The following is a 23633-nucleotide window of genomic DNA, read 5'->3' on the forward strand; positions in this document are numbered from 1 at the left end:
GATGCGGGTTGTTCACCTCAGTACCAACGACATCAGTGGCGGCGCGGCGCGGGCGGCGTATCGGCTGCACCGAGCACTGGTGGCGATCGGCTGTCAATCCACAATGCTGGTTGCGAACCGGCGCAGCAACGATCCTACGGTCCAAGCCTTGCCGGCGCCAACTGATCCGATCGGTCAATGGCGACGGCGCTGGCGCGGGTGGCAAATCCGGCGGGCAATGCAGCCGTATCGGCAGACCCGCCCGGCTGGGTTAGAGCCGTTTAGTGATGATCGGAGCCGGTATGACAGCGAGTTGGTTCAGGCGCTGCCGCTGTGTGATGTAGTCAATCTGCATTGGGTGGCCGGATTCGTCGATTATCCCTCCTTCTTTCGCACCGTACCGCGCCGGGTGCCGGTGGTGTGGCGGCTGTCAGACCAGCAGCCCTTTACCGGCGGGTGCCATTATGATGAAGGGTGCGGGCGCTATACCGCCGCCTGTGGCGCCTGCCCGCAACTCGGTTCGCGTGACGAACATGATCTCTCACGCCAGATTTGGGCGCGTAAACGGGAGGCGCTAGCGGCGGCGCCTCCCGGCCGGTTGCATATTGTGGCGTTGAACCGGTGGATAGCGGCTGAAGTGCAGCGTAGTTCGCTCTTTGGCCATTTGCCGGTGCATATCATTCCCAACGGTTTGGATACAACTATCTTCTCGCCAGCCGATCGCACCCATGCGCGGGTTGTGCTCGGCTTACCCTTGCACGCCAAGATTGTGCTCTTTGTGGCCGTGTCGGTTGACAACCGGCGCAAAGGGTTTACCCAATTGGCAGCGGCGTTAGCAGGTCTCAGCGACGAGCCGGATTTAGTGTTAGTGTCGATTGGTAAAAATCCGCCGCCCTTGGCCGCGCCGATTGTCCACCATCCGCTTGGCGTGGTCGAGGATGATAGCCGGTTGGCCTTGATTTACAGCGCGGCTGATCTTTTTGTTATTCCCTCGTTGCAAGACAATATGCCAAGTACGGTACTTGAGTCGTTGGCATGTGGCACGCCGGTGGTGGGCTTTGACACCGGCGGAATTAGCGAGTTGGTGCGGCCCGGCCAAACTGGTTGGCTGGCGCCGGTGGGTAATGTCGAAGGCCTGCGCGAGTCGTTACGCCGCTTGCTGCGCAACGATGACGAACGGCTAGCGATGGGGCGCCGGGGCCGCGAGATTGCGCTGGCCGAGTACCGGCAAGAGCTACAGGCTCAGCGTTATCTCGAACTCTACCGCCAGATCACGGCGAAGTCGGCTATGAGAACATTGTCTCGGAGAAGGTGAACGTTTTGTCATAGCGATGTTCTGTAGGTGACATCTCACTGTCACGTCAACCGGTTACAACTAGTTACAACTAGTGTGCAACAATGATACTATTCGCCATTTAGGTCTGTCCTCTTGGCTCACAATGCTCTACGCTTACAGACCAGTGTTCGTTACCGGTTTAGTCTTTCTTTCAGGTGCGTAATGGCTAGCGACATTGCGTGCATCGCGTGGAGGGTCGCTTGGAACTCAGAAACTATCTCCTCTTTGTGTGGCGTTGGGCATGGTTGATCCTGCTTTTCGCCGCGATCGGCGCGGGGATCGGCTTTGCCTATTCGCAAACCCAACCTCGCCTGTATGCCGCCTCCACCATGCTCATGGTGAATCAGGATCAGGGTAACTTTGCCCGTCCTTCCCCCTCCTTTGATGATTTACGCGCGCGAGAACGGTACGCGCTGACGGTGCGCCAGCTCTTGTTGGTGCGACCAGTGTTGCAACGGGCGGCTGAGATGGTGGATGGCGTGAACGCTGCCCAACTGGCAGCCCGTGCGAGCACGGCTGATGTCGGCAAGACAGAACTGTTTGTGCTGACGGTGCAGGATACCGATCGCCAGCGCGCGGTAGCGTTAGCTGATGCGATTGTGGCCTCGTTCCGCGCGCTTGAGCGTGACCTGCTTGATAATCCGTATGCGCAGGGATCGAGCCTGATCGTCGTCGATCCGGCCTATGCCAAGCGCAATCCGGTTAGCCCTGATTATGCTCGCAATATTACTCTGAGCGTTTTTATCGCTGTGTTACTTGCAATAGTGATCGGCTTTCTCTACGACTATTTCAACACCCGGATTAAAGATGAGGGCGATCTTGAGCGGCGCGGCGGCGGGCGTCCGTTGGTGGTGATCGGCAAGCTGAAGGGGACTACGCCAGCGGCGCAATTGGTGACGCTGAACGATCCAACCTCGCTGGAGGCCGAATCTTACCGGATGTTTCGGCTCCATCTCGATGCACTGGCCGCTGCCGAGCGCCCGCAGGTGATTGCCGTCATTAGCGCAGCAGCCGGTGAAGGACGTAGCCTGACGGCGGCTAATCTGGCGATGGCGTTAGCCCAAACTGGACGGCGCGTGGTCTTGGTTGATGCTAATCTGCGCCATCCCACCATTCATACCTTCTTTGATCTCGCCAATCAAGGCGGGCTGTCGAATCTGCTGGGTGGTTCAGCGCAAGCAATTGAGCCATTCCTGCGCGTGACAGTCCAGCCTGATCTCTATGTGCTGACGGCAGGGAATATGGCAGGGTTGCCGGCGCAATTGTTGGGCGGGCCGCAACTCGAGCGCGCGCTAAACGGGTTGCGCCAGCACGCCGATGTGATCATCATCGATACAGCACCGTTGCTGCTGTTTGCCGATACGACGTTGCTGCTGCGGGCGGTTGACACCACGCTGGTCGTTGTGCGCGCCAATCGCACCGCTGAGGGCGAATTGCGCCAAATGCTCGATCTGTTGCGCCAAACTGAGATCGGTTGCATAGGTGTGGTACTGAACAACGTGAACAAGCGCCCGCGACGATGGTCATTCCCCAAAGAGCAACACACCCGACCGGTTGTTTCGTTGCCGGTGTCTCATCGGAGCGAGACGGTGGGCGATGCAGGAGATTGAACCATGCCACGTTTTTGGTTCTTGGTGATTGCGATATGGGTGTTGCTGCTGAATGCGTGCAGCCAACCAGCCGCCACGGATACCGCACCGGTTGTTGCATCGCCTGCGCCAACGGCTGCCGCTTTGCCTGCTACCGCTCCTACGGCTGCTCCGGCGATTGTGAACGGGACATTGATCGCAAATGGCCGGGTACAACCGGTCACGGTGCTCGATCTGAGCTTTGTTAGCGCCGGTTCGGTGGCTGAAGTGCTGGTCAAGCCGGGTGATCGGGTGCGCGCCGGCGATATTATCGCGAGCCTTGACATTCGCACGCTCGATTTGGCATTGGCTGAGGCGAAGGTGGCGTTGGCGGAAGCGCAGGCCAATTACGAGCTGTTGATCAGTGGGGCTACGCCGGAACAGATCGAGCAGGCCCAAGCCGAGATCGCCCGCGCCCGCGCCCGTTTGGCTGATGGTCGCACCAATGTGACCCAGAGCGATATTGCCGCAGCTCAGGCTGAATTGCGCGAAGCTCGCGAGGTGCTGGAACGGCTGCGTAAAGGGATTACGCCCGAAGATCGGGCGCGGTTAGAGGCAGCTATCGCCGAGGCCAAGGCTCGTTTGCAGACCCGGATTAATAACCTAGCCGGGGAAAAGACCCAGCTTGAGTCGCAGATCGAGCGATTGGCCAACGAGCTGCGTAATGCGCAAGATGACTATTCGCGCACCAAGTGGGCGAATGAGCAGATTGTGGCCGGCGGCGGCCAATTGACCCAAGCGCAGATCGACAATGAAACGCGTTTGTTGCGCGCGGTCGAAAATGCTGAGCGACGGTTGCAAGAGGCACGGGTTGCGCTTGAGACGGTGCGCCAAAATGAGTTTAGCGAAATTGCTGCTTATCGGGCTGAAGTTGAACAGGCTGAAGCGTTGTTGGCTGATGCCTTGCGTCCGGTCACGCCTGACCAAATTGCCGCTGCTGAAAAGCGCATCTTGCAAGCAGAGGCGCGGTTGGCACAATTAACCATCAATCATCCGAATGAAGTGGCAGTGTACGAAGCCGAGTTGCGCAAAGCTGAGGCTGATTTAGCGCGCTTGACAGCCGAACCGGCCAGCGCCCAGATTGCGATCGCCCAAGCGCGCATCGAGCGCGCCGAGATCGAGTTGCGCCGGATCGAACTCAATCGCGAACGTTACCAGATCCGCGCGCCGATTAACGCAACTGTGGTGAGTGTCAATGCCCAACCCGGCCAGACGGTTGAGGCTAGCCAGTGGGTTGTTACCATCGCTACCCTCGATCAGTGGCAGATTGTGGTGCCCAATCTCAGCGAAATCTACATTAGTTTGGTGCAAGAGAACGATCCGGTGACGATTGGCTTCATTGCCCTGCCTGATGTGCGCTTAAGCGGGCGGGTGAGCTATATCGAGCCGGTTGGCCAAGAGAGCGGGATTGGCACGATCTATACGGTGCGCATTACGCCCGATAGCTGGGATCCGCGGTTGCGCTGGAATATGAACGCACAGGTGACGTTTTCAGCAGGTAGCTAATGGCTTTGCTGGCTGGCAGTTGGCGTATCTCAGGTCATTACGAGCGTGTGTCAGCGCACAGTGACGCTGTGTATCTTTCCCAGGCGCAATTATTGATGTAAGAGCAACCTGCTGATAGTACACCGACATATTTGCTTCACAGAGCGTCCAACGCTCAGGAGGGATCGCAATGACGGCTGCACCTGCCCCCCATGCTCTGATTACTGGCGGCGCTGGCTATATTGGCTCACTATTAACCGGTGTGCTCCTCAATCAAGGGTGGTCAGTTACAGTAGTTGATGACCTGCTCTTTGGCGGCACATCGCTGCTTGGCTATTGGCACCATCCCCGCTTCCGCTTTGCCAAGGGCGATGTCTGTGATCCGGCGACATTACGGGCGAGCGCCGGTGAGATTACGGCTGGTGATCTGCCACCGGCGCGGTTCGATGCGGTGATCCATCTGGCGGCCATCGTCGGCTTCCCAGCCTGCCAGATGGTGGGATCGCAGGTGGCATGGCGCTACAACTTCGAGGGCGCCAAGCGGGTCTTTGCGGTGGCTGATGCGGCACAGGTTGGGCGATTTGTCTTTGCTTCGACCTACAGTAATTACGGTTTGTCAGCCGATGGCAAGCCGGTCACTGAAGAATCACCGCTCAACCCGCAGTCACTCTACGCCGAAACCAAAATTGCCGCCGAGCAGTATCTGCGCGAACAGACTGCTGGCGCAACTACGATGCCGATCCTCTTCCGCTTTGCTACGCTGTTCGGCGTCTCACCACGCACCCGCTTCGATCTGATTGTCAATCAGTTTGTGCTTGAAGCAATGACGCGCCGCAAGTTGATCATCTATCAGCGCGGTTATGCTCGCTCGTTTGTGCATGTGCGCGATGTGTGCGATGCGATCCTGCTTGGCTTAACCGCCGCGCCTGCGGTTGTCAACCGCGAGATCTTTAACGTCGGCGGCGATGAAGGCAACTACACCAAAGACGAAATTGTGGCGCTGGTGCAGCGCTATATCGAGGGGACGAAGATTGAGTACAAAGATCTGACCTTCGGCGGTGATATGCGCGATATTCGCGTCTCGTTCGCTAAGATTCGCGAGCGGCTCGGTTTCCAACCGCGTATCAGCGTCGAGCAAGGTATTCGCGAGGTGGCCAGCGTGTTGTTGAATGGCGTGATCAAAGATGCGCTCGATAGCCAATATCGCAACGCGCAGTTCATCGTCCAGTAGCGGCGCAGCGCCGCTGAGCCCATCCCGGCAAGAAATGTTTCTCTCAATCCATCCAGCGAGGTTTCTATGCAGCTCGATACGCAACGCTGGCCCGATAGCCATCAATTTTGGCAAGGCAAACGAGTGGTTGTGACCGGCGGTGCCGGGTTCCTCGGTTCGTATGTGGTCGAAAAGCTGCATAAGCGCGGCGCCGGCAACGTATTCGTGCCCCGTTCGCGTGATTACGATCTGCGCCATGTTGATGCCATTCGCCAGTTGCTGCTCGATGCGCGTCCCGATATTGTGATCCACATGGCGGCGCGGGTAGGAGGAATCGGTGCTAACCGTGATCATCCCGCCGAGTTCTTCTACGACAACCTCATGATGGGTGTGCAGTTGCTGCACGAAAGCTGGCAGTTTGGCATCGGCAAATTCGTGACGATCGGCACCGTCTGCGCCTATCCGAAGTATACGCCGGTGCCGTTCAAAGAGGACGACCTCTGGAACGGGTATCCCGAAGAGACGAATGCGCCGTATGGCTTAGCTAAGAAAATGCTCTTGGTGCAGGGTGAAGCCTATCGGCAACAATACGGGTTTAACTCGATCTTTCTGTTGCCGGTGAATCTTTACGGGCCGCGCGATAATTTTGACCTCGCGACATCGCATGTGATTCCGGCGCTGATTCGCAAGTGTATCGAGGCTGCTGAGCGTGGCGCTGATGAGATTGTGGTATGGGGCGACGGCTCGCCCACCCGCGAATTTATCTACGCCGCCGACGCTGCCGAAGGCATTCTCTTGGCGACCGAACGCTACAGCGATCCCGATCCGGTCAATATTGGCAGCAGTTACGAAATCAGCATCCGTGATCTCGTCACGTTGATCGCCGAATTGACCGGTTTTTGCGGGCGAATCGTTTGGGATACCTCGAAACCGAACGGCCAACCTCGCCGCAAGCTCGATGTGTCGCGGGCATGGGAGCGGTTTGGATTTCGGGCTGAGACGACATTTACCGAAGGATTGCGGGCCACGATCGAATGGTATCGGGCTCATCGTGAACCGGCGATCGTAATGCGCGCCGTGGGTGGGGCAGCCTAATATGGCAACGACGATCCGAATGATGCCAACGATTATCGACCTGCCGCCTCCGCCACCCGGACGGCAAGGGTGGCCGTGGACGGTTGCCACGCCGCCGGCAGCGCCGGTGATGGCCAATAACCAGCCGTGGCCGCGTATCACCATCGTGACGCCTTCGTACCAGCAAGCGCCCTACCTCGAAGAGGCGATCCGTTCGGTGCTGTTGCAGGGGTATCCCAATCTTGAGTATATCGTGATGGATGGCGGCAGCCGCGATGGCAGCGTCGCAATCATTCAGCGCTACGTACCGTGGCTGAGTTATTGGCAATCGCAGCCGGATGGCGGCCAGTCGGCGGCGCTGGCCGATGGTTTTGCTCGCGCCACCGGCGAGATTTTGGCATGGATCAACTCCGATGATCGCTTGCAGCCGGGGGCCTTGCAGCGGGTGGGGCAATTTTTTGCGAATCGACCGTGGCTGGCGTTTGCTAATGGCGATGTGTATTTTATCGATGCTGATAGCCGGGTGACCGCGCGCATCTTTGCCTTGCCGCCGAACGCCACCTTCACTGCGCTGCTTGGTGTCCATCGCTGGCCGCAACAGGGGTGCTTTTGGCGGCGCAGCGTCTACGAACAGGTCGGCGGCGTTGATCGGAGCCTGCGTTTCTGCATGGATCGCGATCTCTTTATCCGCCTCAGCGCCGCCGGGCCAAGCCGGCGCATTCCGGGGCCGCCGTTGGGTGATTTTCGTTTGCACGAAGAGGCAAAGACGGCCACGTTACATACGGTTTGGCAACACGAACATGCGTTGTTACGGCGTCGCTACCGGCGCCCGCTGGGCAATTACCAGTATGCCGGCTTGCGCCTGCTCTGGTGGCTGTGGCAAAAGCATGCCAGTGTGCGCAACCGGCTCTATCGCGCGTATGGCGTTGAATGCTAGTAAGGCGACCCTATGATTTCCACGGGGCCGATTATCCTGAATCCGTTGGAATTAGCCGCGCTTGGACTGATCTGTCTGTATGCGGTCTGGCGCGGCCGGCCTGAGATCCCGCTGGCAATCTATTTGTCGGTTTCGCTGTGGACGCGCACGGTCTTTGTAGGGCCGAGCGCCGTGACGTGGCCGCTCTTAGCGACGATTGTGCTTGCCCTGATCCGGTATTTGCACGTAGTGCAGCCATGGTCGTTCTTGCCCAAGCGGCTTGATCTGACGACCCGCCAGCTCTTCCCCAGCAGTGATCCGTGGATTGTGCCGTGGATGATGCTGTGGTGGGCATGGGCGCTGTGTGCGCTCTTCCAATTCGATCTGCGCGATAAGATGTCGATTGCGCGGCCGCTGTTGCTCTACATCATTGTCGGTTCGCTAGCTGCGTTGATTGTCATCCGCGACGGTCCGGCGGCGCGGCGTTTCGCGCTGACCTATCTCCTCACAAGCGCCTATGGCTTTTATGCTGCGTTGCGCTTTATCGATGTGCCGCTGACCTATTTGCTCAGTGATCCCGGTCTTTCGTCATTGCCCTATCGTAATCTTGGCATTCGTGAATATAACTATTTCTCGCACCATTTGAGCATAGCCTTTCTCTTGGGGCTTGGCTTGTTTCTGAATGCCCGCCGGTTATGGTCAATGGTGTTGGTGATGTCGCTTGTGCTCTGGTGTGGCTATGGCGTCTTTTTGACCGGCGCGCGCCAGTCATTGAGCGGGGCAGGCATCGCAGTGGCATTGATCTTTGGTTGGTCATTGAGCCGTGCCGGCAAGAAGCCGTGGCGGGTACCGCTGGCTATTGCTGCTATCGTGATTGTCGTGGTCTTCTTGTACCAAGTAGCGCCGCACCTCGTCGTGCGTGAAGGCGAGAGCGGTCTGGAAGAGTCGTTCAACGTCTTTGAAGATCGGGGCGGTTTGTGGCAGATTGGCTGGAATTATTTTCTCGCTTCGCCGATATGGGGGTGGGGCTTTGAATACAAACTCTGGTCGCACAATGTACTTATCGGGACGTTGGCCGATCAGGGGGTCATCGGGATGGTCTTCTTCCTTGGCTATTTGGTCTGGGCCACGCGCCGGTTGCCAGCGGTGTGGGCGCAGACGCCGGATGATGACCGCGCCGTGTGGCGTGTGACTTTCTTTGCCTTGTTTGCGTTTGCTATGGTGCATGGCCAAGCATCGGGCAATACCATGATGACCGCCCATTTGCATTGGCCGTTATGGGCAGTGTGGGCGCTGAGTAATGGAGTTGTGGTTGCCGTCAACCGCCAGCCCTTCCCAACCCCGCCGCGCGTGCGCTTGCGCGCCTTGCCGGCAGGAGGACGGTCATGAGCAGCAAACCGCGCATCACCTTCGGCATGATTGTGCTCAATGGCGAGCCATTTCTACGCTACAACTTGCGCGCTATCTACCCTTTCGCCCACCAGATCATCGTCGCCGAGGGCGCGAGCCCGCGCGCTGCCCACGCTGCTACTCCTGATGGCCATTCGATTGACGGTACCTTGCAGGCGCTCTATCGGTTTAAGGCTGAAGAGGATCCCGCCGATAAGTTGATCATCGTCACTGCCGAGATGTGCGGCCATCCCAATGGCTTCTGGCCGGGTGAAAAAGATGAGCAGAGCCGCGCCTATGCCGAGCGCGCCACCGGCGATTGGTTGTGGCAGATCGATGTCGATGAGTTCTATCATCCGACTGATATCGAGCGGGTAGCAGCCTTCTTAGACCGCCACCCCGACACGACATGCCTCTGCTTTCATGCCTATCACTTCTGGGGCGGGTTCGATTATCTCACCGATGGTGGCTTATTTTGGCATCGCCAATACCAAGGCGAGCCGTGGGGCCGTTACCGGCGGGTATTTCGCTGGCGACCGGGCTATCGCTACGATAGCCATCGCCCGCCGACGATTGTCGATGAACGTGGGCGCGATATCACTCGCCGCCGTATCTATCACGCCGATGTTTTTGGTGTGTGGATGTACCACTACTTTATGGTCTTTCCGCACCAATTCGCTCGTAAAGGCGCATACTATCAAAATCAGCCATGGGCGCGGGAACGTGAGCGGTTGCGGAAAAATCTCGATTTGCTCAACGAGGTGCATCTCGCTAATGGGTTGCGAATAATGGATCAGTATGACACGCAGAATTGGCTGGCCCGCTTTACCGGCCAGCATCCGCAACCGATTCTCGATCTGCGCGCCGATCTTGCGTCTGGCAAAGTGACGACCGACCTGCGCCGTACCGATGATATCGAACGGCTCCTTGCCGATCCGCGCTATGCGCAGATGGTGCTGGCAGCGGCCCGGTGTGAGCGGCTGCGGGTCTGGCGCGATTATGTGATGTATCTGATCTGGTGGCGACCACGGGCCCGCCTGATCCAACTCGTGCGCGAACAGACGCCGCCAGCGCTGGTAAAACGGTTGCCTCCCGCGATCCAGCGCAAATTCATTCCTGAGCATCGCCGGCGGTATCAAGAGCAATTAGCGCGTTACCAGCAGTCTATTCGATCGGGAGATGCCGCGTGAATCAACCCCTCTTCAGCATTATTACCGTGACTCTGAACTGCGCTGCTGATGCTGAGCAGACGGCGCGCAGCGTGTTGGCGCAGGATTTCGCCGATGTCGAGTATTTGGTGAAAGATGGCGGATCGACCGATGGCACGCCGGAACGGTTGCGCGCGTTAGGGGTGCAGGTAATTGTTTCACCCGACACCGGTATCTACGATGCGATGAATCAGGGCATTGCCTATGCGCAAGGCCGTTATATCTGCTTTCTCAATGCTGGCGACCGTTTTGCTGGTCCCACCATTTTGTCAACCGTGGCAACGGCGCTCAGCCGTCACAATGATCCCGATTTTCTCTACGGCGATGTGCGTTCGTTTGTTGACCATCCCCATCTCGGTACTGGACGCGCCGGTGAAGGTCGCTTGATCCGTTATCCCGATCGACTCAATCGGTTCTGGCTCTATCGTAAGATGATCTGCCATCAGGTGTGGTTTGTGCGCCGCGCGATCTATGCGGCGCAGCCGTTTGCCACTGATTACCGCATTCTGGCCGATTATGCCTATCTGCTTGACATGATCCTGCGCCGGCGGGTGCGCTATGTCCATTTGACCAAAGAAGTTGCCGTGTTCGATGGCGGCGGTGTCAGCTCAAAGTCCTCGCCGCGCCGTGATGCCGAGCGCGCTCGCGCATTAGCAACCGTTTATTCGCCGCAGGAATTGCGCCTGTATGAGGCTATCTTTGGGGGGATGCGATGGCTCAACCGCACTCTCATCTATCCAGTCATGCCGCTGCTACCCGAACGGCTGCGCGCCCGGCTGAGCGGTCTCTGATGGTTGAGCGCCGGATTGTGCATATCTCGACGGTGCATCAGCCATTTGATCAGCGCATCTTTTATCGTGAATGCGCCAGTTTGGCGTCCGCCGGCTATGAGACGCATTTGTTGGCGCCGTTGCCGGTGACAGAGCTTGAACGGCGAGGGGTGTACCTGCACAGTGTTGGCGCTCTAGTCGATCAGCGGCTGGGTTTGGCGCTCAAGCGGCGTTGGCAACGTATCCGGCAAGCGGCAGTCTTGGCGCGCCGGTTGCAGGCCGATCTGTATCATCTGCACGATCCGGAGCTGATCCCGCTGGGACTGTGGTTAAAAGCGAAAAGGCGAGCGCGCGTGGTGTTTGATTGCCACGAGAATAATGCGGCTTATATCCGGCAGAAACGCCATGTGCCGGCTCTCCTGCGCGGTGGGTTGGCTGTTGGCATGGAGGCCTTGGAACGCTTGGCGTCCCGTTCATTTGACGCGATCATTACTGCCGATCGCGGCGTGGCCGATCTCTATCTACACCGGTTTGGTGCGCGCCGGGTGGTGACGATTCACAATTTTCCCCAACTTGATCTGTTTTTGCAACAGCCGCCTCCCGCTGATGATGCGCCGTTCGATCTGGTTTACCACGGTACGATTCCACGCTACCATCTTGAAGTGACCTTTGCTGTGGCCGAGGCGTTGCGCCGGCGTGGCCGGCAGGTGCGCTGGCTCTTTTTTGGCAAGTGTCCCGAAGCGGCATGGGCGCAGGCCGAGATCGCGCGACGCGGTTTACAAGATGACATCATGCTCGATGCCAATCTGGTGCCGCACGAGCAGGTGGCAGTGCGGGTGCGGCAGGCCAAGATCGGTTTTATTCCTTTGCCCGATCTGCCCAAGTTTCAGCACAATATTCCCACCAAGCTGTTCGAGTTTATGGCGCTGGGTATGCCTACCGTGCTGAGCGATTTGCCGCCTAGCCGGCCTTTCGTTGGTGATGGCCGGTGCGCCATCATGGTGCCGCCTGACGATAGCGAGGCCTATGCCGAGGCGATCATTCGTTTGCTCGACGATCTGGCCTTGCGGCGCGCAATGGGGGCCGAGGGCCGCGCGCGCGTGATGAACGAGTTTAATTGGCAGCGCGAAGCGCAGTATTTATTGGCGTTATACACAGAACTGCTATGAATCGGAATGGCGTTGTTCACCAACTGATTATCACCGCCGATGATTATGGGATGTGCCCCCCGGTCAATCGAGCGATCGAAGCGTGTTTAGCTGCCGGCGCGCTGCGCGCGACCTGCGTGATGACTAACATGCCGGATTACCCTGACGCTGCGCAGCTTCGCCGCGCCTTCCCGCAGGCCTCGATCGGGATTCACTGGACGCTCACGCTCGGCAGGCCGGCGGCTGACCCGGCGCAAGTACCCGATCTGTTGGCGCCGGATGGACAGTTCTGGCCGGCGCCGGAATTGCGCCGGCGCTGGCTGGCCCGCCGGATCGCGCCGGCCCAGATCGAAACCGAGTTGCGCGCTCAATATGATCGGTTTGTGGCCGTGGCGGGCCAACCCGATTTTTGGAATACCCATCAGAACGTGCATGTTTTACCCGGCCTGTTTGCACTCGCTGTCGCGCTAGCCCGCCAGCTCGGCATCCCAGCGATGCGCTCGCACCGCCGCGTTACCGCGCCGCGCAATGGCTCGGCGTTGATGTACCACCTGACCCATCCGGTCTACTGGCTGAAAGGGCAAATGATTGCACGTTGGGTCGCTGCCGCTGCCCGCCAAGGCATGCGAATGCCGGCTGGCGTAGTGAGTACGCCGGGTTATGGGCCGGGTAAGGCGGAAGTCGAGCAGATCGTGCCGCGCGTGCCATGGCCGTGCTACGGCCCGGCTGAACTTGTGATCCATCCCGCTACCCAGATGGTGCCAGAACTCTTCGGTGAATTGACCGAATCACGCCTGCGCGAATACGAGGTCTTCCGAGATCCAGCGCTAGCCCGGCGGTTAGCGGCTGCCGGTGTGCAGACTGTAGGCTTCGAGGCAGTGATATGAACATCCTGCGCTTGCCTTCCCAACAGCAGATTTACGACACCGCGCCGCGCTGGTTCCAGCGCGTGCTGGTCAATGCCGAAGCGGTGCGCCGTGAGTGGTTTCGCCGTTACGGTGATTATCAACGGCTGGTGACCGCCCACGATCCGGCGTGGTACTATCGTCCACGCGCCGAACAAGAAGCATGGCAACTTGCCCAGCTCAACCGTTTGCTGGCTGAGGCTCGCCGGCGCGTGCCGCACTATCGCCGCGTGTTGCCTGACCGCACGCTCGCTAGCTTGGCCGAATTACCGAGTCTCCCGATGCTGTGCAAGGAACAGATCCGGTGCAACCCGTTTGATCTCGTCGCCGCGGATTGCGACCGCCGCACCCTCTGGCCGCGCAAGACGAGCGGTTCGACCGGTACGCCGCTCACGTTCTATCTCGACCGCGAAGCGACGCGCAACCATCAGGCGCCTGCCGATGCGATGCTGGCCGCGTTGGGGTGCCGGTTTGGCGAACCACGCGCCCGCTTCTCCGGCGCGTATGTCGCTCCCTACAACCGCACGAAACCGCCGTTCTGGATCTGGATCGATCTCTACCGCCAGTTGCAGTGCTCGGCCTACCATCTCGCGCCGGCGTTTTACCCGCACTACCTGCGCGTCTTGCGCGAGCGCGGCGTCGTGTATGGCACCGGCTACCCGACGGCATGGCACCTCTTGGCAACCTACATCTTGGAAAGCGGCGACCAACCGCCGCGCTTGCGCGCGATTATTACCGATAGCGAAGGGATTTCGCTTGAGCAACAGGCCGTGGTTGAGCAGGCATTTGGTTGTTCCATGGTGCAAACCTATGGCACCGGCGAGATCGGGCAGATCGCGTGGCAATGCGAGCATCGCCGCTACCACGTGCTCAGCCGGGCCGCGATCGCTGAAGTGGTTGATGATACTGGCCAGCCAGTCGCTCCCGGCGAGACTGGGCAGATTGTGATCACGACGTTTGCTAGTGCGGGGACGCCGTTTATCCGTTACCAGACCGGAGATCTCGCTACGCTGGCCGCCGATGATTGTCCGTGTGGCCGCCATAGCCCGTCGTGGCTGGCGATCGAGGGCCGGATTGATGACCGGATCAAGACTCCCGATGGGCGCTGGATCGGGCGGCTCAGCCACGTGACCAAGCCGGGGGTGGGGATCAAAGAGAGCCAGATTGCTCAAGTCGCGCTCGACCGGATCGTGATCCGGGTGGTACCGGCACCCGATTTTGCGCCTGAATCGATGCAGGCGGTGCTAGCAGATGCGCGTCGCTATCTCGGCCCCTCGATGCAGATCGAATGGGAGCTGGTCGAACGTTTGCCGCGCACCCGCGCCGGCAAGTTGCGCCATGTCGTGCGTGAAATACCGTTGTAACGCGGTCAAACCCGATGCACATTCTCTACCTGCACCAATACTTCACCACTCGCGCCGGGGTTGGCGGCACCCGTTCGTATGAGTTCGCCCGCTTCTTTATCCAGCAGGGTCATCGCGTCACGCTTGTAACCGCCGCCGATCGTCAGACGCCGTGGTCAGGCGGATGGTGGCGCCAGTGCGACGTTGACGGCATTCATGTCGTCGAGGTGCGGGCCGGTTATGCCGATTACAGCCGCGGTACGGCGATTGGCTATGGGCAGCGGATCGTCGCCTTCATCCTCTTTGCGCTCGCCAGCTTGCTGGCCGTGTTGCGGGTCGAACGGCCCGATGTGGTGTTTGCCACCAGCACGCCGCTAACGATTGGCATTCCCGGTATGGTGGCTAGTCGCTGGCATCGCGCATCGCTGGTCTTCGAGGTGCGTGATCTGTGGCCGGAAGCGCCGATCCAGATGGGAGCGCTGCGCCAACCTCTGCTGATTCTAGCTGCGCGCTGGCTCGAACGCGCCATCTATCGCCGATCATGTCACATTATCGCACTCTCGCCCGGCATGCGGCAGGGGATCATCGACGCCGGCGTCGCGCCGGAGAAGATCAGCGTCATTCCCAACGCCGCCGATCTTGACCTCTTCCACCCGCAGCGCGATGGCGGCGGGTGGCGCGCGCGGCTGGGCAATCCATCGTTTCTCGCCCTCTACTTTGGCACCATGGGAGAAGCGAACGATCTGCGGCAGGTGATCGAGGCGGCGCGGGTGGTGCAGGAGCGGGGGTATGACGATGTGTTGATCGCACTAGCTGGGCAAGGCCGCCAGCGTCCGCAGCTTGAGGCATTAGCGCAAGAGTACGGTCTGCGCAATGTACGGTTTCTTGATCCGTTGCCCAAAGCCGAAGTCGCCGATCTAGTCGCCGCCGCCGATGTCTGCCTGACAATCTTCAAAGCAGTGCCGGTGCTGGCGACCTGTTCGCCCAACAAGCTATTCGATACGTTGGCCGCCGGAAAGTCGGCCATCGTCAACACGCCGGGTTGGTTGCAACAATTAGTCGAAACCCATCAGTGCGGTCGCTATGCCCGCGGCGGCGATCCCGCCGATCTGGCGGCGCAGATTATCTATTTGCGCGAGCATCCTGACTTCACCCGCCAAGCTGGTTGCAAGGCGCGGGCATTGGCCGAACAACAATTCGATCGCCGGCAACTGGCCGCTGCCGCGTTATCCGTCTTGCAAACCTGTGCGGCACGCCACAATCTCCCGCTCTCCTGATGTCATTACGAGCCGAGCGGTAGGGCCGAGCCCCGCTCGGCTCGTCGCGAGGCTGCGAGGTGGGTGAGGGGGCTGGAGGCAACCACAAAGCCGCAAAGGATTGCAACGCAAAGGCGCAAAGCGCGCAGAGAACGCGAAGGGGTGCGATGGCAGGGATACGAGCGCGCTTGTGTTCCCTTCCCCCTCGGCGTCCTCTGCGGTAAAAACGTCGCCCTCGCCCGCCGCGCGGCGAAGCAATCTCCCGCGAGCGTGGGAAGGATACCTCCACGCACGGTTTCCGCTAGAGCAAGAGATTGCTTCGGGGGGTTGCGCCCCCTCGCAATGACAACCGAACACACCGCTGCTGGTGATGGCGAGCGAATTGCAGCAGACGCCCATCACCCCTCTAACGTCTGTTGCACCGCCACTTCCAACGAACTGGCCCGAAACGGCTTCTCAATCAGCGGCGCATCGGTAATCTCAACGCCCTGCAAGGCGGCAAACCCGCTCATATAGAGCACCTTGAGCGCTGGCGATATCTGCCGCGCTTGCATTGCCAAGCTTTGCCCGTCTGTCTCTGGCATCACCACATCGGTGAGGAGGAGATCAATCGGCTCATTGTGCAGGATCTCTAGCGCCGTTTTGCTATCTTGGGCGGCAAAACTGGTGTAGCCAAGATTGCGCAGTGTAGTGACGGTCATGCGCAGCAGATCTGGATCATCATCAACCACCAGTATTCGCGCCTCGCGGCGCGATGCCGGCTCGATGACAACTGGCTCTTCTCCTACCGGTTGATCAGCGCACGGCAGATACAGCCGCACCGTGGTGCCACGGCCTAACGTGGAATAAATTTGCGCGGTGCCGCCCGATTGGCGGGCAAAGCCGTAGACCATCGCCAACCCAAGTCCGGTGCCGCGCCCGCGCTCTTTGGTGGTGAAGAAGGGTTCAAACGCGCGCGCAGCCACCTCTGGCGGCATACCGGTGCCGGTGTCGGTCACGTCGATCACAATGTAGCAACTGGGGGCAAGGATGGCTAGCAACATTGTGTCTTCACTAGTGACGCGCTGTTCTCTGATTTTGATCGTTAAGTTGCCGCCGTTTGGCATAGCGTCGCGGCTGTTAATAACTAGATTGAGGATCGCTGCCTCAAGCCCGGCCCGGTCGGCGCGGGCCGGCTGGTTGGTTTGTTCGATCAGCTCAAGTTTAATCGCTGAACCGACGGTCACTTGAATGAGTGGCAGAAATTCGCGCAACACTTGATTGACATCAATGGTGGTCGGCGCTAACGGTTGCCGGCGGGCCACCGCCAAGAGACTCTTGGTCAGTTCGGCGCCGCGCAGCGCCGCGTGCAACGAGGCTTCGATCATCTGCCGCGCTGCTTCATCGCCTTGCCAATCACTGAGCGAGAGATCAAGGTTGCCAATGATAATGCCGAGCAGGTTGTTGAAATCGTGGGCCAACCCGCCGGTGAGCAAACCGAGCGCCTCGAGCTTCTGCGTTTCGCGGATGCGTTCATCGATCTGCTTGCGTTCGGTAATGTCGCTCAGGGCGCCGACCATGCGCGTCACGTTGCCGTCAGCGTCGCGCAACGCTTCGCCCCGCGCCAAGATCCAGCGATAGTTGCCATCGCGGTAGCGCATGCGAAATTCCATGTTGAATGGTTCGAGGCCGGCAAAGTGACGATCGAGCGCCTTCGTCACTTCTGGCCAGTCATCGGGATGGATGCGCTCGAAGAAGGTGGTGATAGCATTGGGCAGCTCATTCTCGCCAAACCCAAACAGCGCCTTCCACTGCGACGAGAGATAGGTCACGCCATCGAGAATGTCCCAATCCCATACGCCATCTTGCACCGCGCGCTCCGCCAGGGCGTACCGTTCTTCGCTTAGCCGGAGCCGTTCAGCGATCACATGCTGCTCGATCACTGGCCCGGCGAGATGGCTGATAAATTGGAGAAGCGTGCGATCTTCGCTGAGCGGTGGCGCCGCCCGCGCCGACCAAACGGTAAAAGCGCCAATCACCGCACCGCCGGCGCCGAGGATCGGTTCCGCCCACAGTGTAGACAAGCCGCTCTCTTGCGCGGCGGACGCAAGACGCGCCCAATTGGGATCAGCGGGTAATTCCGGTACGATCACGCGCTGCTGCGCGAGCAGCGGATGCCAGATGGCTTCCTGCCCCGGCTGAAGGCTCTGTTCTAGCATCTGGCTGAGTGTAGGCGGCAGGTTGGGGGCGATGACGTGGTGTGGCCGGCGGGTGGCGGGGTCGAAGAGCGCAATCGCGCAACGTGTGTCAGGTTGTTCTTCTTCAAAGGCTTGAATCAGGGTGTTCATCAGGGTTTGCAAACTTTCCCCTCCTAACAGGCTGGTGAAGAGTTGAACCCGGAGCCGTTCGTGCAATTCGAGCCGTTTCAAGGCGCTGATGTCGGTATGGGTGCCGAGTATGCGCACCGGATTGCCATCGGCATCACGCTCGACAATCGACCCTACCGATAGAATCCATTTCCACCCGCCTTGCCGCATCCGTGAGCGAAACTCAACCCGGTATTCGGGAATGCGCCCGCTAATATAGTCAAGGTAGGTCTGGTAGACTGCGCTCGCATCGCCGGGGTGCAACCGGTCGCGCCATTGCTGGTTGGTTTCGGTAAACGTAGCCGGATCGTACCCCAACATGGTTGCGTATTCATCGTTGACCACGATATGCCCGTTGCGCAGATCGAGATCGTATAACCCTTGATTGGCGGCGCGCAATGCTAATTCGAGCCGGCGCGCATTGATCTGAAGTGTTTGTAAACTTTCGTATTCAGTAGTGACATCGGTGAAAAAAACAAAAATAAAGGTCTGGCCGTTGCTATACACGCCTCCCGGCGCGATATTGCAGTAGAAGATTGAGCCATCGCGCCGGCGGCAAATGATATTGAGCAGTGGTGCCTGATCGCCGGCGCTTATACGCTGAAAGGCGTCAATGATCGTTGGGCGGGATTCGCTTGGGTGCAAATCTTCGATCTGCAGGGTGACCATTTCCGCTGCCGAATACCCGAAGAGCACGTGCATTGCCCGATTGGCCCACCGCACCTGCCGGCTGGCTAGTTCGGCTTCGATCACGCCGTGCGGCGCATGTTCGACGACGGTGCGCAACCGGCGCGTTTCGCGTTCAGTCCAGCGCTGCATGCGCTCCTCGCGCTGCGCAATCAATGGCAAGCGAGCCAGATCGCCCTCGATCAAGAGATCGACAATGGTCTGCTCATTGGCAAAATGCGTGACATCATATTCTGCCAACGTGCAGATGAGCACGAGTGCAATGCCCGCCGGCATGCTGTAGCGCACGGCTGGCCGGCAGACAATGAAGGTCGGCGGTTGGGTTTCGAGGTGTGTGATCAGGTCGCTCAGCGTAGGAACGAAGGAGTAGCTAATCTGGGGAAAGGGAACCAGCGTTTGAATAATCGACTCCCGCAGATCGTCAACGGCGAAGAGAAGGAGGTGGGTGCGAGTGCTGGCCATGGTGGTATCCTATGCGTAACCGAGGCGACAGATCGCACCGGGTATCTATTATTATATCACTCCGCTTCGCTATCGCCTATATCTCAAGATGGATGATAGTCCCACCCATCACCCCACACGCTGTCGCGCGCGCGCCGCCATGCCTCGCCTTGGCTGCGGGTGACGGTAATATGTTGCAGGCCCTGCGCCGTGCAAACCTGTAGTTCGATCCGTTTGCTGTGTGTGATGGGATGACGCACGATCCGCCCGTTGGCCGGCGGTGCGCCGTGGCGGGCAGCGATGAGGTACGCGAACTTTTCGTCTTCAAACGGCGCGGCTGCGCCTTTTAGGCGGCGTTGGAAGGCAGGCCGCGCAATCCGTTGCCCAAAATGACACCAGTCATTGCGGGCGGCGAGCGGGCATTCGCCGGTGTGCGGGCACGGCGCTAGAATGCTAGCATCACGCTTGATCAATTCGCTGCGGATACTCAACATGGTGGCATGGCCTGCCGGGGTGCCCGGTTCAACCAGCACCAACGCGCCGTGTGTGGCATTCCAGAGCCGACTGAGCAACAGTACCCGCACCGCCGACTCGATCTCGCCGTAGACATACCCGGCGACCACCAGATCGCTGTCTGGCAGCCGGTCGAGGGCAAGCACATCACTGCGTTGCCATATGATGGGCGGCAGATCCGCGCCGGTGACCAATTGCTCGCCGAGGCGCGTTATCGCCGGTTGCCGTTCGATCGCGACGATCCGGCGTAGCGATGGCCACTGTTCGGCGGCGGCCCAGATCGCGGCGCCGCTGCCCGCGCCTACATCGAGCATACGGGTAGGGGCAAAATCGGGTTGCGCCTCTGCAAGCCGCTTGAATACCGATCGTAACGCGGCGTAGGTGGCCGGCATGCGCCATGCCGCATACGCCACTGCCTCAAGCGGCGAAGTGATGACCGGCGCACTGCCGGCGCTCGCTTCCCGGTAGCGATTCGATAACGCGGCGGCGGTTTGCTCAAGCGCCGCCGCCGGCTGGGTGGCAATCACGCGCTCAAGCGCGCGCTGTAACGAAGCTGGTAGTTGCATGGTTCGTTTCCTCAACGGTTCTGGTAGCTCTCTCTATTCTATTGCATACTCCAAGACGTAACCGAATCTCTGGAAGGTCGAGCCAGCTCGTTCCTCTCTATACTATAGGTTCAAGGTCAGCCAGAACGCATGAGTGCAGATTATGGTTCAAGGCTTTGCGATGCGCTGGTGTTCCCTCACCTCCAGCCCCGCTTCCACCGGCGCGGGGGAGGGGGGCAGAGCTCAGCTTTGACACATCGTACAGCGATCAACCATTGTCCTCAATCAGATGTTCTGTCCGCCACTCAATATCCACAGGCACGGGGAGATACCCGCGCCTAGCCATCGAGATGTGAAGGCCAAACCGGTGGCAGTGCGTGTATGCTCGGCGGTAAAACGGATTGCTGCTTGCAAACGTGCAATCATACCGCTATTGACCGCTCTACCGCAACCAGCGCGAACGGTGCGCTGCTGATCCCTGCTCATTTCATGGTATACTAAAGACATAGCGTCCACTTATAAAAGAATCTCCTATCGAAACCAAAAGTGCGGCCCGCTAGCCGCAGGAGTACGGAATGAACCGTGCTGAACTGATCGCAGAGCTTGAGCGCATCCTTGGCCCGCGCGGTGTGGTTGCCACACCTGATGCGTTGCTAACCTACGATGCCGACGGTTGCGTGATGGATACCCACGAGCCGCATGTGGTGGCGTTGCCAACCAGCGCCGAGCAAGTGGCAGCGATTGTCCGGCTAGCCGCTCGCGCCGGTATGCCAATCGTGCCGCGTGGCGCCGGCACTGGTCTATCGGGTGGCGCAACTCCGATGCAGGGCGGCATTGTTATTTCTACCGCCCGCATGGATAAGATTTTGCAGGTTGATACTGCCAATGGTCGCGTGCTGTGCCAACCCGGTGTAATTAATTGGGAGTTGTCACAGTATCTCAAGCCCTTTGGCTACCAATTCGCCCCCGATCCCTCGTCACAAAAAGCTTGCACTGTCGGCGGCAATATTGCCAACAACTCCGGCGGCCCCCATTGTCTGAAGTATGGCATTACCGCCAGCCACGTGCTGGCCGTGCAGGTTGTGCTGCCTGATGGCTCGATTATGTGGACGAGTGATGGCAGTGCGCATACCCCCGGCTATGATCTGACCGGCGTGATTACTGGCTCGGAAGGGACGATTGGTTTTGTCACGGCGGCGTGGCTGCGCTTGACCCGGCTCCCCGAAGCGGTGCGGGTGGTGTTGGCGCTCTTCCCCGATATTGCCGGCGCTTCCAACACAGTCTCCCAAGTGATTGCGAGCGGGTTGTTGCCGGCGGCGCTAGAGATTATGGATCGGCTGGCGATTAAGGCCGTCAATGACATGTACAAGTTAGGGCTGCCCGAAGCCGCCGGCGCTGCGTTGCTGATCGAGGTTGATGGCGTCGAAGATGGTCTCGATGAGCTGCTGCACGATGTGACCGCGATCTGTTGGCGCAACGGCGCGATCGATGTCCGCCCGGCCCGCACCTTGGCCGAGCAGAATCAGGTTTGGGCGGCGCGCAAGAATGCCTTCGGCGCGATGGGTCGCCTTGCGCCGACCTACTATTTGGTTGATACGGTGGTGCCGCGCACCAAACTGCCGCAGACGATGGATGAAGTGGGCCGGATTTCGCGCGAGTTCCGCTTGCCGATCGCGAATGTGTTCCATGCTGGCGATGGCAACTTGCATCCGATTATCCTCTTTGATCGCCGCGATCGCTCGCAAAATCAGCGCGCGCTTGAAGCCGCCACTGGCGTGATGAAGGTGAGCATCGATTTCGGCGGCGTCATCAGCGGCGAACATGGCATCGGTGTTGAGAAGCAAGATTACATGACCTTGCTCTTTACAACGGATGATCTCGCGGCGATGGCCGGTCTGCACCAGAGTTTCGACCCGCACGATCTGTTTAATCCCGGTAAAGTGTTCCCCAAGGGGCGCGGTTGCGGCGAGTTGGCTGCCCTGCGCCGGTCAGGGGTGGCGTGGAGTGTTTTGAAGTCGAGATAAGCCCATGAATCTCGCCCTGTTACGCGCCGATTTAGCAGCGATCAGCGGTGAACAGTACGTCCGTGAGCATCCCGCCGATCGCCAAATCTATGGCCAAGCGCCCTTGCTGACGGTCGCTCCCGGTTCACTCGAAGAGTTGGCTCAGACGGTGGCCCGTCTCGTGGCTGAACCAGTGGCGATCGTACCGTGGGGTGGCGGCACTCAGCAGACGTGGGGCCGCCCGCCGGCTCGCCCATTTGTGGTGATGGAAACAAGCCGTCTGAATCGCATTCTTGACTATACCCCTGACGATTTGACCATTTCGGTCGAGGCTGGGATGACCTTGGGCGCACTGAGCGCCGCTCTAGCCGCTAACGGCCAGATGTTGCCGTTCGATTGCCCGTTGCCGGCGCAGGCAACGATTGGCGGTTTGCTCGCCACGGCAATGGATGGCCCGCGCCGGTTGGGGTATGGCTCGGCGCGCGATTTGTTGATCGGCATTCGCGTGGTTGAAGCGACCGGGCGGATCTCGAAAGCCGGCGGCATGGTGGTCAAAAATGTCAGCGGCTTCGATATGATGAAGCTCTATCTTGGCAGCTTCGGCACGTTGGCGATCATTGCCTCGGCCAATTTCAAGCTGATTCCGCAGCCACGGGCCGCTGCCAGCATTCTCTGTCGCGCCGCGACGTCGGCTCCGCTGTGGAAATTGATCAATGCGATTGCCGCCAGCCAACTGGTGCCGGTGGCCGTCGAGTATCTTGAAGGGTTTGAGCACGCCGGTGCGCCGTGTGCTGTGGCGGTGCGCAGCGAGGGTTTGCCGGCGGCGGTTGAGCGCCACGTGCGCGATGTCACCGCGTTTGCGCAGCAGGCTGGCGTCAGTACCGAACCGCTGCGCGACGCCGCCCATGAACAGCTCTGGAATGCGATCAATGATGCGCCGCAGACGGAAACGCTCGCCGCTGATGAGCTGGTGGTGCGCGTGACCTGCTTGCCCGCCGATTTGAGCAATGCGTTAGCGGCGGCGCGCGCAGCGGCCCAACGCGCTAATTTGCCGCTGCAAGTCACGGCGCGCGCGCTGAACGGTGTGGCCTATCTGCGCGTGCGCGGCTCCGCTGAAGCCTTGCGCGAGTGGCACGCTGCCCTGCTCAAAGCCGCGCCGCAGACGATGCTGCTCGCTGTGCCGCCGGCCTTGATCGCTGAACTGCCGGCCTTCGGCACGCGCATCGCGAACCTTGATCTGATGCGCCGAATCAAGCAGGAGTTTGATCCGGCCGATCTGCTCAATCCGGGCCGGTTTGTGGTGGGTCAGGCGGGATAAACGAAACCACCCGGCGCACGTTCTCGCCCGCACAACCGATTGTGTTAGCTCCGCCTCGCCGGGCTAGGAGCACGAGCATGTACACAACCGAACGTACATTCAGCCCGCGGCGCGGGCTTCGCAACCCTAGCCCG

General features: G+C 59.6%; 17 protein-coding genes. 15 read left to right on the plus strand and 2 right to left on the minus strand.

Annotated features, from left to right (window positions below; translation table 11 throughout):
- Position 1 precedes the first annotated feature (1 nt).
- From U9R61_RS00130 to U9R61_RS00190, 13 genes are all read left to right on the plus strand, one after another.
- Positions 2 to 1294 carry a glycosyltransferase family 4 protein gene (locus U9R61_RS00130; RefSeq protein WP_322486797.1) on the plus strand — a complete coding sequence of 431 codons (1293 nt, stop codon included), beginning with the start codon at positions 2 to 4 and terminating at the stop codon, positions 1292 to 1294.
- Positions 1295 to 1515: 221 nt separating this feature from the next.
- Entirely contained in the window at positions 1516 to 2925 is a 1410-nt protein-coding gene (locus tag U9R61_RS00135; RefSeq protein ID WP_322486798.1) for a polysaccharide biosynthesis tyrosine autokinase, read from the plus strand.
- Between the two features lie 3 nt (positions 2926 to 2928).
- Positions 2929 to 4449, plus strand: coding sequence for an HlyD family secretion protein (locus U9R61_RS00140; RefSeq protein ID WP_322486799.1), 1521 nt, complete (start codon positions 2929 to 2931; stop codon positions 4447 to 4449).
- A gap of 169 nt (positions 4450 to 4618) precedes the next feature.
- On the plus strand, positions 4619 to 5659 hold the full coding sequence (locus U9R61_RS00145) for an NAD(P)-dependent oxidoreductase (protein WP_322486800.1): 1041 nt from the start codon (positions 4619 to 4621) through the stop codon (positions 5657 to 5659).
- Positions 5660 to 5725: 66 nt separating this feature from the next.
- The gene (locus tag U9R61_RS00150) at positions 5726 to 6733 is read left to right on the plus strand and encodes a GDP-L-fucose synthase (protein ID WP_322486801.1); all 1008 of its coding nucleotides are present in this window, start codon (positions 5726 to 5728) and stop codon (positions 6731 to 6733) included.
- 1 nt (position 6734) lies between these two features.
- Positions 6735 to 7649 (plus strand): glycosyltransferase family 2 protein, encoded by a 915-nt coding sequence (locus U9R61_RS00155; protein ID WP_322486802.1) that lies wholly within the window; start codon positions 6735 to 6737, stop codon positions 7647 to 7649.
- Positions 7650 to 7661: 12 nt separating this feature from the next.
- On the plus strand, positions 7662 to 9017 hold the full coding sequence (locus U9R61_RS00160) for an O-antigen ligase family protein (protein WP_322486803.1): 1356 nt from the start codon (positions 7662 to 7664) through the stop codon (positions 9015 to 9017).
- Positions 9014 to 10207, plus strand: a complete 1194-nt coding sequence (locus tag U9R61_RS00165; RefSeq protein WP_322486804.1) for a glycosyltransferase family A protein — start codon at positions 9014 to 9016, stop codon at positions 10205 to 10207. The genes U9R61_RS00160 and U9R61_RS00165 overlap by 4 nt, the downstream gene beginning before the upstream one ends.
- The gene (locus U9R61_RS00170) at positions 10204 to 11016 is read left to right on the plus strand and encodes a glycosyltransferase family 2 protein (protein WP_322486805.1); all 813 of its coding nucleotides are present in this window, start codon (positions 10204 to 10206) and stop codon (positions 11014 to 11016) included. The genes U9R61_RS00165 and U9R61_RS00170 overlap by 4 nt, the downstream gene beginning before the upstream one ends.
- Positions 11016 to 12164, plus strand: coding sequence for a glycosyltransferase family 4 protein (locus U9R61_RS00175; protein ID WP_322486806.1), 1149 nt, complete (start codon positions 11016 to 11018; stop codon positions 12162 to 12164). Before U9R61_RS00170 ends, U9R61_RS00175 begins: the two co-directional genes overlap by 1 nt.
- Entirely contained in the window at positions 12161 to 13030 is an 870-nt protein-coding gene (locus U9R61_RS00180) for a carbohydrate deacetylase (protein WP_322486807.1), read from the plus strand. The genes U9R61_RS00175 and U9R61_RS00180 overlap by 4 nt, the downstream gene beginning before the upstream one ends.
- Entirely contained in the window at positions 13027 to 14412 is a 1386-nt protein-coding gene (locus U9R61_RS00185) for a phenylacetate--CoA ligase family protein (protein ID WP_322486808.1), read from the plus strand. The genes U9R61_RS00180 and U9R61_RS00185 overlap by 4 nt, the downstream gene beginning before the upstream one ends.
- 14 nt (positions 14413 to 14426) lie before the next feature.
- Entirely contained in the window at positions 14427 to 15668 is a 1242-nt protein-coding gene (locus tag U9R61_RS00190) for a glycosyltransferase family 4 protein (protein WP_322486809.1), read from the plus strand.
- A 377-nt stretch (positions 15669 to 16045) separates the two neighbouring features.
- On the opposite strand, the gene U9R61_RS00195 is transcribed toward U9R61_RS00190, so the two are convergent.
- Both U9R61_RS00195 and U9R61_RS00200 read right to left on the minus strand, forming a co-directional pair.
- A complete protein-coding gene (locus U9R61_RS00195) occupies positions 16046 to 19141 on the minus strand; it encodes a PAS domain-containing protein (protein WP_322486810.1) in 3096 nt (1031 codons plus the stop codon).
- Positions 19142 to 19224: 83 nt separating this feature from the next.
- Positions 19225 to 20199: a small ribosomal subunit Rsm22 family protein gene (locus tag U9R61_RS00200; protein ID WP_322486811.1), complete on the minus strand. Its 975-nt coding sequence runs from the start codon at positions 20197 to 20199 to the stop codon at positions 19225 to 19227.
- 554 nt (positions 20200 to 20753) lie between these two features.
- Here U9R61_RS00200 and U9R61_RS00205 point away from each other — a divergent pair.
- Both U9R61_RS00205 and U9R61_RS00210 read left to right on the plus strand, forming a co-directional pair.
- Complete coding sequence (locus U9R61_RS00205; protein ID WP_322486812.1) at positions 20754 to 22202, plus strand: FAD-binding oxidoreductase; 1449 nt, start codon at positions 20754 to 20756, stop codon at positions 22200 to 22202.
- Positions 22203 to 22206: 4 nt separating this feature from the next.
- Positions 22207 to 23499 (plus strand): FAD-binding oxidoreductase, encoded by a 1293-nt coding sequence (locus tag U9R61_RS00210; protein ID WP_322486813.1) that lies wholly within the window; start codon positions 22207 to 22209, stop codon positions 23497 to 23499.
- Positions 23500 to 23633: the final 134 nt, after the last annotated feature.

The sequence above is a fragment of the Chloroflexus sp. genome, assembly GCF_034431535.1.
Classification (GTDB): Bacteria; Chloroflexota; Chloroflexia; order Chloroflexales; family Chloroflexaceae; genus Chloroflexus.

Coding starts and splice junctions, on each gene's coding strand:
- U9R61_RS00210 (WP_322486813.1), top strand. CDS start 22,207: ATGAATCTCGCCCTGTTACGCGCCGATTTAGCAGCGATCAGCGGTGAA.
- U9R61_RS00175 (WP_322486806.1), top strand. CDS start 11,016: ATGGTTGAGCGCCGGATTGTGCATATCTCGACGGTGCATCAGCCATTT.
- U9R61_RS00185 (WP_322486808.1), top strand. CDS start 13,027: ATGAACATCCTGCGCTTGCCTTCCCAACAGCAGATTTACGACACCGCG.
- U9R61_RS00205 (WP_322486812.1), top strand. CDS start 20,754: ATGAACCGTGCTGAACTGATCGCAGAGCTTGAGCGCATCCTTGGCCCG.
- U9R61_RS00195 (WP_322486810.1), bottom strand. CDS start 19,141: ATGGCCAGCACTCGCACCCACCTCCTTCTCTTCGCCGTTGACGATCTG.
- U9R61_RS00190 (WP_322486809.1), top strand. CDS start 14,427: ATGCACATTCTCTACCTGCACCAATACTTCACCACTCGCGCCGGGGTT.
- U9R61_RS00160 (WP_322486803.1), top strand. CDS start 7,662: ATGATTTCCACGGGGCCGATTATCCTGAATCCGTTGGAATTAGCCGCG.
- U9R61_RS00130 (WP_322486797.1), top strand. CDS start 2: ATGCGGGTTGTTCACCTCAGTACCAACGACATCAGTGGCGGCGCGGCG.
- U9R61_RS00165 (WP_322486804.1), top strand. CDS start 9,014: ATGAGCAGCAAACCGCGCATCACCTTCGGCATGATTGTGCTCAATGGC.
- U9R61_RS00155 (WP_322486802.1), top strand. CDS start 6,735: ATGGCAACGACGATCCGAATGATGCCAACGATTATCGACCTGCCGCCT.
- U9R61_RS00145 (WP_322486800.1), top strand. CDS start 4,619: ATGACGGCTGCACCTGCCCCCCATGCTCTGATTACTGGCGGCGCTGGC.
- U9R61_RS00200 (WP_322486811.1), bottom strand. CDS start 20,199: ATGCAACTACCAGCTTCGTTACAGCGCGCGCTTGAGCGCGTGATTGCC.
- U9R61_RS00180 (WP_322486807.1), top strand. CDS start 12,161: ATGAATCGGAATGGCGTTGTTCACCAACTGATTATCACCGCCGATGAT.
- U9R61_RS00140 (WP_322486799.1), top strand. CDS start 2,929: ATGCCACGTTTTTGGTTCTTGGTGATTGCGATATGGGTGTTGCTGCTG.
- U9R61_RS00150 (WP_322486801.1), top strand. CDS start 5,726: ATGCAGCTCGATACGCAACGCTGGCCCGATAGCCATCAATTTTGGCAA.